This window comes from Gilliamella apicola, from assembly GCF_000599985.1.
Lineage (GTDB): Bacteria > Pseudomonadota > Gammaproteobacteria > Enterobacterales > Orbaceae > Gilliamella > Gilliamella apicola.
Map to the genome: position 1 here is coordinate 2,228,370 of NZ_CP007445.1, position 15,748 is coordinate 2,244,117.

Annotated in this window: 13 protein-coding genes; 4 read left to right on the forward strand and 9 right to left on the reverse strand. The window is 34.7% G+C overall.

Annotated features, from left to right (window positions below):
• Positions 1–19 precede the first annotated feature (19 nt).
• Together purH and araC are read right to left on the reverse strand one after the other, a co-directional pair.
• Positions 20–1,612, reverse strand: a complete 1,593-nt coding sequence (gene purH / locus GAPWK_RS10000; RefSeq protein ID WP_025316095.1) for a bifunctional phosphoribosylaminoimidazolecarboxamide formyltransferase/IMP cyclohydrolase — start codon at positions 1,610–1,612, stop codon at positions 20–22.
• A gap of 530 nt (positions 1,613–2,142) precedes the next feature.
• Positions 2,143–3,054 carry an arabinose operon transcriptional regulator AraC gene (araC, locus tag GAPWK_RS10005; RefSeq protein WP_025316096.1) on the reverse strand — a complete coding sequence of 304 codons (912 nt, stop codon included), beginning with the start codon at positions 3,052–3,054 and terminating at the stop codon, positions 2,143–2,145.
• Between the two features lie 202 nt (positions 3,055–3,256).
• Between araC and GAPWK_RS10010 the strand changes: the two genes are divergently transcribed.
• The 4 genes from GAPWK_RS10010 (at position 3,257) to GAPWK_RS10025 (ending at position 8,747) form a co-directional block, all read left to right on the forward strand.
• Positions 3,257–4,918, forward strand: coding sequence for a ribulokinase (locus GAPWK_RS10010; protein ID WP_025316097.1), 1,662 nt, complete (start codon positions 3,257–3,259; stop codon positions 4,916–4,918).
• 39 nt (positions 4,919–4,957) lie between these two features.
• Positions 4,958–6,466, forward strand: coding sequence for an L-arabinose isomerase (araA, locus tag GAPWK_RS10015; protein ID WP_025316098.1), 1,509 nt, complete (start codon positions 4,958–4,960; stop codon positions 6,464–6,466).
• A gap of 111 nt (positions 6,467–6,577) precedes the next feature.
• Positions 6,578–7,966, forward strand: a complete 1,389-nt coding sequence (locus tag GAPWK_RS10020) for a sugar porter family MFS transporter (protein ID WP_238551161.1) — start codon at positions 6,578–6,580, stop codon at positions 7,964–7,966.
• An 88-nt stretch (positions 7,967–8,054) separates the two neighbouring features.
• Positions 8,055–8,747 carry an L-ribulose-5-phosphate 4-epimerase gene (locus GAPWK_RS10025; protein ID WP_025316100.1) on the forward strand — a complete coding sequence of 231 codons (693 nt, stop codon included), beginning with the start codon at positions 8,055–8,057 and terminating at the stop codon, positions 8,745–8,747.
• A gap of 215 nt (positions 8,748–8,962) precedes the next feature.
• Here the strand turns inward: GAPWK_RS10025 and era are convergent, their stop codons facing one another.
• The 7 genes from era to rpoE form a co-directional block, all read right to left on the reverse strand.
• On the reverse strand, positions 8,963–9,868 hold the full coding sequence (era, locus tag GAPWK_RS10030; RefSeq protein ID WP_025316101.1) for a GTPase Era: 906 nt from the start codon (positions 9,866–9,868) through the stop codon (positions 8,963–8,965).
• Entirely contained in the window at positions 9,865–10,542 is a 678-nt protein-coding gene (gene rnc / locus GAPWK_RS10035) for a ribonuclease III (protein ID WP_370531448.1), read from the reverse strand. Before rnc ends, era begins: the two co-directional genes overlap by 4 nt.
• Positions 10,543–10,550: 8 nt before the next feature.
• Positions 10,551–11,555 (reverse strand): signal peptidase I, encoded by a 1,005-nt coding sequence (gene lepB, locus GAPWK_RS10040; RefSeq protein ID WP_025316103.1) that lies wholly within the window; start codon positions 11,553–11,555, stop codon positions 10,551–10,553.
• A 19-nt stretch (positions 11,556–11,574) separates the two neighbouring features.
• Positions 11,575–13,371: a translation elongation factor 4 gene (lepA, locus tag GAPWK_RS10045; RefSeq protein ID WP_025316104.1), complete on the reverse strand. Its 1,797-nt coding sequence runs from the start codon at positions 13,369–13,371 to the stop codon at positions 11,575–11,577.
• A 146-nt stretch (positions 13,372–13,517) separates the two neighbouring features.
• The gene (locus tag GAPWK_RS10050) at positions 13,518–14,501 is read right to left on the reverse strand and encodes a MucB/RseB C-terminal domain-containing protein (RefSeq protein WP_025316105.1); all 984 of its coding nucleotides are present in this window, start codon (positions 14,499–14,501) and stop codon (positions 13,518–13,520) included.
• 6 nt (positions 14,502–14,507) lie between these two features.
• Positions 14,508–15,071, reverse strand: a complete 564-nt coding sequence (locus tag GAPWK_RS10055) for an RseA family anti-sigma factor (RefSeq protein ID WP_025316106.1) — start codon at positions 15,069–15,071, stop codon at positions 14,508–14,510.
• Between the two features lie 42 nt (positions 15,072–15,113).
• On the reverse strand, positions 15,114–15,689 hold the full coding sequence (gene rpoE, locus GAPWK_RS10060) for an RNA polymerase sigma factor RpoE (protein WP_025316107.1): 576 nt from the start codon (positions 15,687–15,689) through the stop codon (positions 15,114–15,116).
• Positions 15,690–15,748 lie beyond the last annotated feature (59 nt).

Sequence of the window (15,748 nt, forward strand, 5' to 3'; positions counted from 1 at the left end):
AACAAACTAGAAACACGCATTAATGCCTAAAATGGCGCATGTTGGTAAAAATCATCGCAATATTATGCTCATTTGCAGCTTGGATGACTTCTTCATCACGAATCGATCCGCCTGGTTGGATCACACAAGTTACCCCAGCCGCCGCAGCTGCATCAACGCCATCACGGAAAGGGAAAAAGGCATCAGAAGCAACAACAGAACCAGCAACCTCTAGATTTTCGTCTTGTGCTTTAATACCAGCGATTTTAGCTGAGTACACACGACTCATTTGACCGGCTCCAATACCGATGGTCATTTTATTTTTTGCATAAACAATCGCGTTTGATTTTACAAATTTAGCCACTTTCCAACAAAATAGAGAGTCTGAAAGCTCTTGCTCAGTTGGTTGGCGCTTGGTGACGACGGTTAACTGCTCGGGTGTAATCATACCCAAATCACGCTCTTGCACTAATAAACCACCATTAACACGTTTAAAGTCCAAACTCGCTAACGATGACGTTGACCACTCACCGCATTCAAGCACTCGAACATTCTTTTTAGCTTGTGTGATAACCAATGCATCAGCACTAATTGACGGTGCAATGATCACTTCAACAAATTGTTTATCAATTATTGTTTGGGCTGTTTTAGCATCTAACTGCCGGTTAAAAGCAATAATTCCACCAAAAGCGGAAGTAGGATCGGTTTTAAAGGCATTAAGATAAGCATTTAAAATATTATCACTTACAGCTACACCGCATGGGTTAGCATGTTTAACTATTACGCAAGCGGGTTCATCAAATGATTTCACACATTCTAACGCAGCATCTGTATCGGCAATATTATTATAGGATAATTCTTTACCTTGTAGCTGTTTGGCGGTGGCAATTGAAGCTTGTTCAAGATTTTCTTCAATATAAAAAGCAGCCTGTTGATGAGCATTCTCACCATATCGCATATCTTGTTTTTTGATGAATTGAAGATTTAAGGTTCGCGGGAACTCTCCTGCTGGTTTTTCAGTTTCACCATAATATGGTGGAACAAGTTTGCCAAAATAGTTAGCAATCATACCGTCGTATTTAGCTGTATGTTCAAATGCTTTTATAGCTAAGCTAAATCGATATTTGAAAGAAAGGCAATTTTGCTGTTTATCAAGCATATCAATGATTGTGCTATAGTCTTGACAATCAACTACGATGGCGACATCTTTATTATTTTTTGCAGCGGATCGCACCATGGTTGGTCCACCAATATCAATGTTTTCTATCGCATCTTCTAAAGTACAATTGGCATTGGCAACCGTCTTAGCAAAGGGATATAAATTAACAACCACCATATCTATAGGATCGATCTGATGTTGCTGCATGACTTCGTCATCTATGCCTCGACGCCCTAAAATACCACCGTGTATTTTAGGATGTAGGGTTTTGACTCGTCCATCCATCATTTCAGGAAACCCCGTATAATTAGACACTTCAGTAACTGGAATATGGTTATCGATTAATAATTTGGCAGTACCACCAGTAGAAAGGAGTTCAATATTTCTTTCTGATAAGGCTTTGGCGAATTCAACAATTCCCGTTTTATCAGAAACACTAAGTAAAGCACGACGAATAGGACGAAACTGCTGCATGAAAAGCTCCGAAATTTATATTCAAATCCAAGTCCGTAAGTGGCTATTATATATAAAACAAGGAACGATGTTTAGTATTAACTTTTTAAAAAAATCAAAACATTTTAATTTTTTTATTTTTAAAGAGAATAATTAAATAGATAACCTTTGTTAATTCCTGTTAATTAAAGTTATCTTGATTTAAAATTTTTTACAATTATTGGATTTTGATATCAACTTTATCTTATCAAAACACTAGTAACAAATACTTAACTAAAATTAATCTACTTCATTGATATTTTAATAGCTACATAATAATGACTTTCGATTATCTTAATATATTTAAGTTTAGTTATTTTGATAACTATCAGCATTTAATTACATTTATGTTAGCTAAATTCATTTTTATAAAAAGCTATAAGGACATTTTCTTTAATAAAATGAGAAGAAAGATAGTATTTCGCTCTCTGGTTATTGTATAAATAATTTTTTGTTTATTAAAATTTAATGTCTTATAGAAATGTCGCTACTTACTAAAATTTTTCAGCAATTTAGCTATTTTGTTTATCATATAGATAAAGCGAATTAACACTTTGGATTTTTCGTTCATTTTGTTCTTGAGTACTATGGCGATATTTTTGAGGACTCAGTCCAATTCTTTTTTTAAAAATTCTCGAAAAATAGAGCTGATCATCAAATCCAATTGTTCGACTAATATCGGCAATATTCAAGTTAGTGGTTTGCAATAATAGTTTGGCACGATTTACGCGTTGCTCTTGTCGCCATTCACCAATCGACATACCTATCTGATCTTTAAAAATATGAGCAATTCGCGATGTCGACAAACAAACTTTTTGGGCTACGATGTCAAGCTTAAAATTGTTTTCATCCAGTGTATCAATTAAATAGTTGCAAACTTGCATTACTCGTGTATCAATTTTAGTATGGTTAGTGCTTGAGGTTTCTTGCGCACGACGAATTAAAAATTGCTCTAACATGCTCATTGCTAAATTTTCAGAATAAATTGTACTTGATTGCCCTACCTCGACAATTTTTATAAATAATTTCTCTAGCTCATCTTTTACTTGAGTATTAGGACGATAAAAGCCAGTTTTTTTTATTCGGTTCTCCCAACTTAATAAATACTTCCAGGTTGATTTTGGTCTGAAATAGATCCAAAAATGAAACCAATTATTTTCATCTTCTTTTCGTCCGTACAAATGAGGTTCTTTTGGTGGAAAAAGTACAAAATCTCCCGGATAACAGTTAAATGATTCATCGTTACGATAAATAGTACCTTGCCCTGCATAAGTAAGATTAATAATGTAGCCATTTAGTCCATTTGGGCGATCTATAAAGAAATCAAATTTTCCTTCTTTTTCAATCGGTGTTAATCCAGATACCAGATGGACATTAAATGAATAACCCGGCAGTAAAGGGTCATTTTGTTGTTGACTTGTCATATGTCATCTCCTACTTTTCGAGATTTTTTTATTTTTACATAAAAAATTTTTTTGAGTAGTGACAATTGTGAGATCTTCATCACAAAACAAATTAGGTGTGCAAAATCGTCTATATTTATAGCAATAATACACCTACTTGTTTTATCCAAAATTAACTATTCTCCTAAAAACTCGATTTGATTTTTCTTAGAGGTGTTAGCGGATGAATAAAAAAATAACCATTGGATTAGATTTTGGTAGCGATTCTGTCAGGGCATTAGCCGTCGATTGCCAGAATGGAAAAGAATTAGCCACAGAAGTCATTTATTACCCACGTTGGGCTAAAGGTCAGTTTTGTGATCCTAAAAAAAATCAATTTAGACATCATCCACTTGATTATATTGAGTCAATGACTCAATCAATACAATCTGTTGTAAAACAACTTAAATCAGATGCACAAAATGTAGTTGCAATTGGTGTAGATTCAACTGGCTCTACTCCTGCCCCAATTGATGAAAATGGGGATGTTTTAGCTTTAAAACCAGAGTTTATGGATAATCCTAACGCTATGTTTATTTTGTGGAAAGATCATACTTCAGTAAATGAAGCAGAAGAGATTAATAACGTTTGCAAAGATGACCGTTATGCAAAATATTTAGAATATTGCGGTGGAGTGTATTCTTCGGAATGGTTTTGGGCCAAAATTATGCATATTTTTCGTCAAGATAGTGACGTGAAAAATGCTTCTGCATCTTGGATTGAACTTTGTGATTGGGTACCTGCTTTATTATCAGGAACAACCGCACCGAACGAGATAAAGCGTGGTAGATGTGCTGCAGGTCATAAGTGTTTTTGGAGCGAAGAATGGAATGGACTACCACCTTATGACTTTTTTGAAAAAATCGATCCTGTCTTAGTTACTGCTTTACCTTATCCTTTATTTGAAGAAACTTATACTGCTGACAAAAAAGTGGGGACAATTACCCAAGAGTGGGCTGAAAAATTAGGTTTACCACCAACGGTCGTTATTGCTGGTGGTGCATTTGATTGCCATATGGGTGCCGTTGGTGCTGGTGCAAAACCTTATACGTTAGTGAAAGTAATTGGTACTTCGACCTGCGATATTTTATTAGCTGAGCAAGCTGTCATTGCTAATCGTTCAATTAAAGGTATTTGTGGCCAAGTTGATGGTAGTGTAATGCCAAATTTTATCGGTCTTGAAGCAGGTCAATCCGCTTTTGGAGATATATATGCATGGTTTCAAAAACTGTTGTGTTGGCCGTTAGAAAAATTGATTTCAACTTCACCAGAATTGCAATCGACTGTACAAACTTTAAAACATAATTTTCTAAGCGATATTGCACAAGCTTGGGCCGAAAATCCAAATTTAGATACTATCCCAATCACCCTTGATTGGTTCAATGGTCGAAGAACCCCTTACGCTAATCAAAGAATTAAAGGTGTTATTACCAATTTAACTATTTCAACTGATGCTGCCACCTTATTTGGTAGTTTGATTTTATCAACTGCTTTCGGCGCAAGAGCCATTATGGAATGTTTTATTAATCAACATGTACCAGTTAATGACATTGTTGCATTAGGAGGAATAGCTAAAAAATCGCCCATCATCATGCAAACTTGTGCTGATGTAATGAATAGACCACTGACAGTGGTGAGTTCAGAACAATGTTGCGCATTAGGCGCTGCAATATTTGCCGCAGTCTCAGCTAATGTCTATACAGATATCCCAAGCGCTCAAAGTAGGATGTCCAGTAAGCTCGAAACCACATTCACCCCTAATGAGAATAGAGTACAAAAATATCAACAATTATATGAAAAGTATTTAGTTTGGTCAGCTTCTAGTGAACCAAACTATAACGCTTAGTTTTACCAACAATGTGAATAAATTCTAAAGGAGTCCATTATGTTTGTTTATGAAGAAGCTGAAATTTGGTTTGTTGCTGGTAGTCAACACCTTTATGGACCAGAAGCACTTGAACAAATAAAAAAGAATATCCAACAGGTAACGGATTATTTTAATAAAGAAGCAAAATTACCGGTAAAGATTATACTTAAACCACTTGCGACAAAACCTGACGATATATACAGCCTTTGTCAGGAAGTTAACTATTCTTCAAAGTGTGTTGGATTAATAACGTGGTTACATACGTTTTCACCAGCTAAAATGTGGATTAATGGATTAAATCATTTACAAAAGCCTCTTTTACAACTTCATACTCAATTTAATGAAGTCGTTCCTTGGGATTCAATGGATATGGATTTTATGAATCTCAATCAAACTGCACACGGTGGGCGCGAATTTGGTTTTATTGGTTCTCGTATGCGCCTACCTCATTCCCTGGTAACGGGTTATTGGAAAGATAAAGATGTGCATGATCAAATTGCACGATGGATGCGAGTTTGTGTTGCAATTGATGCCGAAAAAACCATGAAAATTGTTAGATTTGGCGACAATATGCGGGAAGTTGCGGTAACAGAAGGTAATAAAGTTTCTGCACAAATTAAATTTGGTTATTCGGTCAATACCCATGCCGTTGGTGATTTAGTGTCAGTAATTAATTCAATTAATGATAGCCAAATCAATCAGTTAATTGAGGAATACGAAACACTTTACCAACTCACCCCTATTGCACAAATTAATGGTGAAAAAAGACAAAATCTAATTGATGCAGCAAGAATTGAATTGGGAATTGAGCAATTCTTAAAACAAGGTAACTATTCCGGATTCACTACAACGTTTGAAGACTTATATGGTATGAAGCAATTACCAGGTCTTGCCGTACAAAGATTAATGGCTAAAGGTTATGGCTTTGCTGGTGAAGGAGATTGGAAAACCGCAGCCTTACTTAGTACTATGAAATTAATGGCAAAAGGCCTTACAGGTGGTACTGCATTTATGGAAGATTATACCTATGATTTTACTAAAGGTAATGAATTGGTTGTCGGTTCACATATGTTAGAAGTTTGTCCATCGATTATAGATGATGGAGTAAAACCTTTGTTAGATATCCAACATTTAGGTATTGGCAATAAAGCTGATCCTGCACGGCTTATTTTTCCATCAAAACCAGGTTTAGCAATAAATGCAAGTTTGATCGATATCGGTAATCGTTTCAGATTAGTCGCAAATGAGCTCGAAACAATTAAACAGCCTTATACACTACCCAAATTACCTGTAGCTTGTGCAGTTTGGAGACCAAAACCATCACTTAATGTATCTGCTGAAGCATGGATTTTAGCAGGTGCTGCACATCATTCAGTTTATACCCAGGCACTTTCAATGGACTATTTTAGACTTTATGCACAACTGCATAATATTGAACTTCTCGTTATTGATGGTGACACAAGAATCAATGATTTTAGAAATGAATTACGTTGGAATGAGATTGCGTATTGTAATCCTTATGCTTGATAACTTCATTTTAATCTAATAATTGGAAATATTTTTTTCCAATTATTTCCAAAATCACAGAATAAAAGGGTAAAAAACATGAGTATAAATACGCTTTTAGCGACGAATGAAATGGCAAAAGATTCTGCCAAAAAGATGACTTTCTTGATTGGCTTTTCCGCTGCAATGGCGGGATTATTGTTTGGTTTGGATATTGGTGTTATTGCAGGAGCTTTACCATTCATCACAATTCAATTTGAATTAACGACTCAACTACAAGAATGGGTAGTAAGTTCAATGATGTTGGGGGCTGCTTTAGGAGCATTGTCTAATGGGTGGTTATCTTTCTATTTAGGAAGAAAATATAGTTTATTAGCGGGAGCTTTGTTTTTTATTGTAAGTTGCTTTGGATCTGCTTTAGCACCTAATGTAGAAGTACTACTGGTTTGGCGAGTTATTTTAGGTTTTGCCGTTGGTATAGCATCATACACCGCACCACTTTATCTTTCTGAAATGGCACCAGAAAATATCCGGGGAAAAATGATTGCAGCTTATCAGCTTTTGGTAACAGTTGGTATTTTGGTAGCTTTTTTATCCGATACTTATTTTAGTTACACGGGTAATTGGCGAATGATGCTGGGTATTATTTCTGTACCAGCAATTATTTTATTTATTGTTGTTATTTTTCTTCCTAATAGTCCTAGATGGTTGGCATCCAAAGGACGCTTAAATGAAACTGAGCAGGTTTTAAAGTCGATCCGTAGCGATCCTGAAAAAATTGAGCAAGAATTTAATGATATTAAAGATAGTTTAAAAGAAAAACAGGAAGGATGGACATTGTTTAAAGTAAACAAGAATGTTCGCCGAACAGTTTATCTTGGTATGGCTTTACAAGCGATGCAACAGTTTACCGGGATGAATATCATTATGTATTACGCACCTAAAATTTTTAGCCTTGCAGGCTTTGAAAGTACACAACAACAAATGATTGCAACAATAATTGTCGGATTGACCTTTGTATTAGCAACGTTTATTGCGATTTTTACGGTTGATAAACTGGGTCGAAAACCAATTCTAAAAGTTGGATTTGGTATTATGGCATTAGGTACTTTGATATTAGGTATTTGTTTGCAACTTATTGAAAATGGTAACGCATCATCACTCACGTCCTATGCTGCTGTCGGTATGGCAATTATGTGTATTGGTGGTTACGCAATGAGTGCGGCACCTGTTGTATGGATTTTGTGTTCTGAAATACAACCACTTAAAAGTCGTGATTTTGGTGTAACTTGTTCTACAGCTACAAACTGGATTTCAAATATGATTATTGGAGCAACGTTCCTTACATTATTAAATAATATCGGTGTTGCACAAACATTTTGGTTATATACCGGCATGAATGTTTTATTTATTTTTATTGTTATTTTCTTCGTACCCGAGACAAAAAACATTTCCCTTGAGCGAATCGAAAAAAATCTGATGTCAGGCAAGAAATTGTGTCATATAGGTGATGATTATTAGCAAAAGTAATGCATTAAGGACAATGCAGATTGGTATTGTCCTATATGAACAGTAGTTTTTCTATTCATTATTAAACAGGATGCTTGGTATGTTTACTCAATTAAAAGAACGCGTTTTAGCCGCAAATTTATTATTACCTTATTATCAACTTGTAACCTTTACATGGGGAAATGTATCAGAAATTGATAGAGATAATGGTGTCATTGCCATTAAGCCATCTGGCGTTCCTTATGATAAATTGACAACAGAAGACATTGTCATAATTGATCTTGATGGAAAGAAAATTGAAGGTAAACTAAATCCTTCAAGCGATACCCAAACGCATATTGAACTTTATAAAACGTTTGAACAAATTGGCGGAGTTATTCACACTCATTCCCGTAATGCAACAATTTGGGCACAAGCAGGATTAGATATCCCTGCTTTAGGAACTACTCATGCAGATTATTTTTATGGTGATATTCCTTGTACGCGCTTATTAACACCAACTGAAATAACTAATAATTATGAACTCAATACGGGGAAAGTCATTATTGAGGAGTTTAATAAACGCAATATTGATTTTATGGCAATACCTAGTGTTCTTGTGTCTGGGCATGGTCCTTTTGGATGGGGAAAAAATGCTGATGATGCCGTACATAATGCGGTTGTTTTAGAAGAAATTGCTGCTATGGCACTAGCGACCCGCAATCTGAATATCGGTATTAAAATCCAACAAGAATTATTGGATAAACACTATTATCGTAAGCACGGTAAAAATGCCTATTATGGGCAAACTTAAATATTTAACTAAAAAATAAGTTAGATAGTAGCTGTGCCGTTAATTAACAACGCTGTTATGAATATAAATTAATTAACTTTTAAATAAAAAGGATTGGGTATAGCGATTAAAATTTTTAAGAAATTAATAATCAAAAGAACACAGCTTCTAAGATTATTTAATAGATAAAAAATCAGGCAAAATGTTTGCCTGATTTTTGTTTGGTTAAGTTTGGCTTAATCATCACTATAACCTAAGCTACGCAATGCGCGCTCATCATCGGCCCAACCCGCTTTAACTTTAACCCAAAGCTCTAAATGTACTTTGTTGTCAAAAAATGTTTGCATATCTTTGCGGGCTTCTATACCAATTTTTTTGATTTTTTCACCTTTGTTGCCAATGACCATTTTCTTTTGACCATCTCTTTCAACTAATATTAAGCCGTTGATACGATACATTCCATTACGTTCATCAACTTTGAATTGTTCAATTTCAACCGTAACTGAATATGGCAACTCATCACCTAAAAAGCGCATTAACTTTTCACGAATAATTTCGGACGCCATGAATCGTTGAGAGCGATCGGTGATATAATCTTCCGGAAAATGATGTTCGCCCTCTGGCAAATGTGTTTTAACAATTTTTTTTATAATATCAACGCCATCACCTTTTTCAGCGCTAATTGGCACGACATCAAGAAAATTAACTTTTTGGCTGATTTCTTGAATATGCGGTAATAATTGAGTTTTGTCGATAACATTGTCAATTTTATTAATTACCAACAATACTGGGCATTTGCAATCTTTAAGTTTGTTGGCAACCATTTCATCGTCATCATTCCAATGTGTACCTTCAACAACAAAAATTACTAATTCGACATCACCAATTGAGCTACTTGCAGCACGATTCATTAAACGATTAATCGCTCTTTTTTCTTCTATGTGCAAGCCCGGAGTGTCAATATAAATAATCTGATCATTATCTTGAGTATCAATACCAATAATTCGGTGACGTGTTGTTTGCGCTTTACGCGATGTTATAGAAACTTTTTGGCCTAGTAGTTGATTTAATAATGTTGATTTACCTACATTTGGTCGACCTACTATGGCGACAAATCCACAATGTTGTGTTGTTTTTGTCATTTTATACCTAATTGATTAAGTGCTTCTTGAGCAGCTGCTTGCTCGGCTTTGCGACGGCTTAGACCTCGCCCTAAATATTCACGGCTATCATTCTCAAGTTTGCATTGAATTAAGAATTCTTGCTCATGATTATCACCTGTTACTTCAAGAATTAAATAACATGGGCGCTCACAATGAATGCCTTGCAGATATTCTTGTAAGCGTGTTTTGGCATCTTTTTGTTTAATACCAGGTTGAATTTGGTTCAATCGAGTTTGATACCACGTCAAAATTAAGCGTCGTACTGTTTCGATATTGCTATCTAAATAAATAGCACCAATAATAGCTTCAACGGCATCAGAAATAATCGAGTCACGACGAAAGCCGCCACTTTTTAACTCGCCTTGACCAAGAATAAGATAATCACCTAATTTAAATTCTTTACCCATTTCAGCCAGTGTTTGCCCACAAACAAGTGTTGCACGCATTTGACTCAAATCACCTTCATCTTGTTTGACAAAACGCTCATATAGTTCGTTAGCTATCACAAAGCTTAAAATCGAATCACCTAAAAACTCTAAACGTTCATTATGTAACTTGTTAGCACTACGATGAGTAAGTGCCAACTCTAATAAAGCTAAATTATTAAATTGGTAACCAATTGATTGTTGTATTTGATTAAATTTTTTCATTATCATTGCAATTAATGTATACCACCAATACGGCTAAATCGGATGCCTGTTGGCCATTCATCTGGTTGTTTTTCAAAACTGATCCAAATTGCTGTTGCACGTCCAACAAAATTTTGTTCAGGTACAAAGCCAAAATAACGACTATCACCACTATTATCTCGATTATCACCCATCATAAAATAGTGATCCTTAGGTACTATCCATGTAGCAATTGGTTGACCATTTTGGCGATAAAAATAATTAGGATCCTCATGTGAACCTTGGGTGGTTAAAATTTCATGAGGTTTATCGCCTAACGTTTCTTGTTGTATATTCATATTAAGTGCGACAACAGATTGAGAATCGACAATACCTTTATCTGCATATTGCTCTAATGTATAAAAGTTCGGACTTGTTTTAAATTCTTGATGCACTTCTTTCCAATTGCTTGGTTGTGGTTGCGTATAATGTAAGTCTAATGGTTCAGATTTTTGTCCACCAACACAATTTGCATCATTAGTTTGGCAAGCAGGATAAATCAGTACTTTCTTCTCGTTAATGAGATATACAATTTTATCTCCAGGCAATCCAACAACCCGTTTAATCAGATCCATTTGAGGATTATTTGGATGTTTAAATACAGCAACATCACCTCGTTTAGGGTGACCTGTAGAGATTAATACTGTATTAGTAATAGGATCTCTCAATCCATAAGAATACTTTTGAACTGCAATAAAGTCACCAATAAGTAAAGTTTGCATCATTGAACCTGATGGTATTTGAAAAGGTTCAAATAGAAATGAACGAATCACAAATACAACAAACAAAACAGGAAAGAAGGATGATATACTTTCAACCCAACCTTTAGGTTTACCTACTTCTGCAAGTATTTTCCCATCAATTTCGCCATTATGTTGTTTGCGAACCTCTTCAACTTTTCGTTGTCTTGCTGGTTTCCATCTAAATTTTTCTAAAAACCAGAAGATTGCTGTAATCAATGTAGCTACTGTTAGTATTATGGCAAATGTCCCAGCCATTTTTTACCTCTTTAACTGATTAATCTTTTCCCACATGTAAAATAGCTAAAAACGCTTCTTGTGGTAACTCAACATTACCGACTTGTTTCATGCGTTTTTTACCTTCTTTTTGCTTCTGTAAAAGTTTCTTTTTACGGCTAACATCACCACCATAACATTTAGCTAATACGTTTTTACGTAATTGTTTAACCGTTGAACGAGCAATAATATGATTACCAATAGCGGCTTGAATAGCGATATCAAATTGCTGACGAGGAATAAGGTCTTTCATTTTTTCCACTAATTCTCGTCCTCGATAAGGCGCATTATCTCTGTGAGTAATTAATGCTAATGCATCAACACGTTCACCATTGATTAATACATCTAATCGTACCATATCAGCAATTTGGAATCGTTTAAAACTATAATCCAATGAAGCATAACCACGAGAAGTAGATTTTAATTTATCAAAAAAGTCTAAAACTACTTCTGTCATTGGAATTTCATAAGTCAATGCAACTTGATTACCGTGATAAACCATATTAGTCTGCACACCACGTTTCTCAACACATAATGTAATTACATTACCTAAATAGTTTTGTGGAACCAATATATTACATTCGGCGATTGGCTCTCGTAGTTCTTGAATGTTATTTACTGCTGGAAGTTTAGAAGGACTATCAACGTAAATAATTTCATTTGAAGTTGTTAAAACTTCATAAACTACTGTTGGTGCTGTAGTAATAAGATCAAGATTATATTCGCGCTCCAGACGCTCTTGTATGATCTCCATATGTAATAAACCAAGGAAACCACAACGAAAACCAAATCCTAAAGCGCCAGAATTTTCTGGTTCATAAAATAGCGATGCGTCATTCAAACTTAATTTGCCCAATGCATCACGGAATGCTTCATAATCATCAGAGCTGGTTGGAAATAAACCAGCATAAACTTGAGGTTTGACCTTTTTAAAACCAGGTAGTGGTTTATCTGCTGGACTTTTAGCTAATGTTAAAGTATCACCTACTGGCGCCCCTAAAATATCTTTAATGGCACAAACTACCCAGCCAACTTCACCACAATTTAAAGTTTCTTTATCAACTTGTTTAGGTGTAAAAATGCCAAGACGATCAACATTATAAGTCATGCCAGTACTCATAACTTTAATTTTATCACCTTTGTGTAATTCGCCATTTTTGATACGAATTAAAGATACGACGCCTAAATAGTTATCAAACCATGAGTCAATAATTAGTGCTTGTAGTGGCGCATTTGAATCTCCCTCAGGTGGAGGAATATCTTTTACTAATTGTTCCAATACATCTGCCACACCCACACCTGTTTTGGCAGAACAACGAACCGCATTACTTGCATCAATACCGACAATATCTTCAATTTCTTCAGCTACACGTTCAGGTTCTGCCGCAGGTAAATCAATTTTATTAAGCACTGGAACAACTTCTAAATTCATATCTAAAGCCGTATAGCAATTTGCAAGGGTTTGCGCTTCAACGCCTTGTCCTGCATCAACAACTAATAATGCGCCTTCACATGCTGCAAGTGAACGAGAAACTTCATAAGAAAAGTCTACATGCCCAGGAGTATCAATAAAATTAAGCTGATATGTTTGACCATCATTTGCATGGTAATCTAACGTAACACTTTGTGCTTTAATTGTAATACCACGTTCACGTTCAAGATCCATTGAATCAAGAACCTGTGCTTCCATTTCGCGATCAGAAAGTCCTCCACAAATTTGGATAATACGATCTGAAAGCGTTGATTTACCATGGTCAATATGAGCAATGATTGAAAAATTGCGGATATTTTTATTCATATCAATAAATTATATTTTAGTTATATACTGTTAATTACCTGAAATGTTATTATCAAAAATAACAGGTAAGATAATCACGAAAAATAGAAAAGGCACATTTTACACATTAATAACCGCCAAGCATAGTGTTATCGAAAGTTTTGCGATTATTTCTCGACAATATTTTGGGCTATACGTTCAATAGTAACTTTAGGCAAATTACCAATAATAATAATATTTTTATTATTAATATTTGTCGAAAAAATTGTTCTATCACCTTGCATAATAAGCTGATTTAACTGGTTTGATTGTTCCGAAGACACATTAACTGTAAAGGAAAACACACCATCTGAAAACAATTTAGTTGCAATATCAGAATTATAAAAATTAACATTATAAGCAGCAATTTCTTTAAACCCTTTAGGTAACCATGCTAAATGCCAAACGTCTAATATGTCATTTTGTTTTTCAATTGATAATAAGATAGGATAATTGCGACTGTCTATATATTCTTTAATCTCTTTTGGATCGAACTTTTCGTCTAAATCAACTACTTTTTGTTGACCTATAATTTCACCATTTTGATCAAGCAAGTCAATTCGAAGAGGTAAATAATTTTCATCATCAATCCAAATAATATAACTATAACGATCTTTGTCTTTAGCAATTATTTTTACTAATTGCGCACTGCGATTAGCTGTTCTAGTTTTACCCAATAAAATGAAATCATAAATATCAACCAATTGACTGAAATCATTATAAATCACATCGGGAAAGGCTTCGGTAATACGTGGGCTAGTTATAGAAAAAGAAGCACTATCTGGTTGAAAATAACTGGTTATTCCATTGTTGAGAATAATTTCTTTTGCTGGACCTTCAAGATAAAGTAATTGAGCTTTGATATCATCTTGTTTTTCTGATCCTAAATGAGAATATTCATAAGTGGTAGCATATTGATCTTTGTCTTGAGAAAGCAAATGAATTTGATAATTGCTTGTCTTAACAGCTTTGTGCATACTATTCAACAACTCTAATGCTTTATCGGTGTTTTCCGCATACGCAGTAAAAGTAAATAAGAGCAAGAACAGAGTAATGATAAATTTTATACTCTGTTTAATTTTAAGTTTATTTAAATAAAATGAACAATTCATAAAAAGTTAATGAGCATTAAGTCTTTTTTGTAACTCATAATCCTGAACAAGCAATCTAATTTTATCATATTGTCTTTTTTCGAATAATTGTTGATCGTTATGTTGTTGTTGAATACCACCAACAGGTGCAACATTGACTCCAACTGGTAAAGTATTCAGTGTTGGAGCCCCATTTAGATTATCTGATTGTCCTTGTTGGTATTGAACACCAGCAATAATTGCTAACGTTACGCAAGCCGCCAATCCAACTTGACTGACTTTTGCCACCGCATCTTTTATACGATGCCAAAATAGATTTTCAGCTTTTGGTATATTGACTTCATTTGGGATCGGCTGATCTGTCATCTCAAAATATAAGTTTTCATCAGCAATAGCTTGAGCAACTTGCTTTGAAATATCTAAAGTTAATGTACTACTGTGTAGCTCACCACGCATAGCTGATCTTACAACATGGTAGCGATGCCAACATGCCTGTAAGTCTTCATCTTTTGATACAGCATCAATGAAATGATCATCTTTAAGCTCACCATCCATAAGGGATGAAAGTTGCTGTTTCTGTTCTGTTTGCATAGTAGATACCTTAATTTTATAGCTACTTTAAATTAAATTATTTTAATCAGTTATTAATGGTTTAATCTTTTCATCAATAATATCACGGGCTCTAAAAATTCGTGATCTTACTGTACCAACAGGTGTACCCATAATTTCGGCAATTTCTTCATAACTTAAACCATCAATTTCACGCAATGTAATAGCTGTTTTTAAATCATCAGGTAACGCTTCAATTGCCTCAAATACAACTTTTCCAACTTCTTTTGAAAGTACTAAACTTTCTGGATTATCAATATCTCTTAAAGATTCTGCACTGTCATAACTTTCGGCTTCACTTGCATCAATATCTGATGATGGAGGCCGACGCCCCTGAGAAATTAAATAATTTTTTGCTGTATTAACTGCTATTCTGTACAACCATGTATAAAATATACTTTCACCTTTAAATAGGCTTAAAGAGCGGTAAGCCTTAATAAAAGTTTCTTGCACAACATCTGGAACCTCAGAAGCTGAAACATAGCGAGAAACCAAATGAGCGAGTTTATTTTGATAACGAACAACAAGCAAATTGAACGCATTTTTGTCCCCATTTAATACGCGATCAACTAATACTTGGTCTGTTATTTGCTCCCCCATTAAAGGCCAACCCTCACTATGTTAATAACTGCTTGTGGCCCCAAAATGTGCTTACTTAC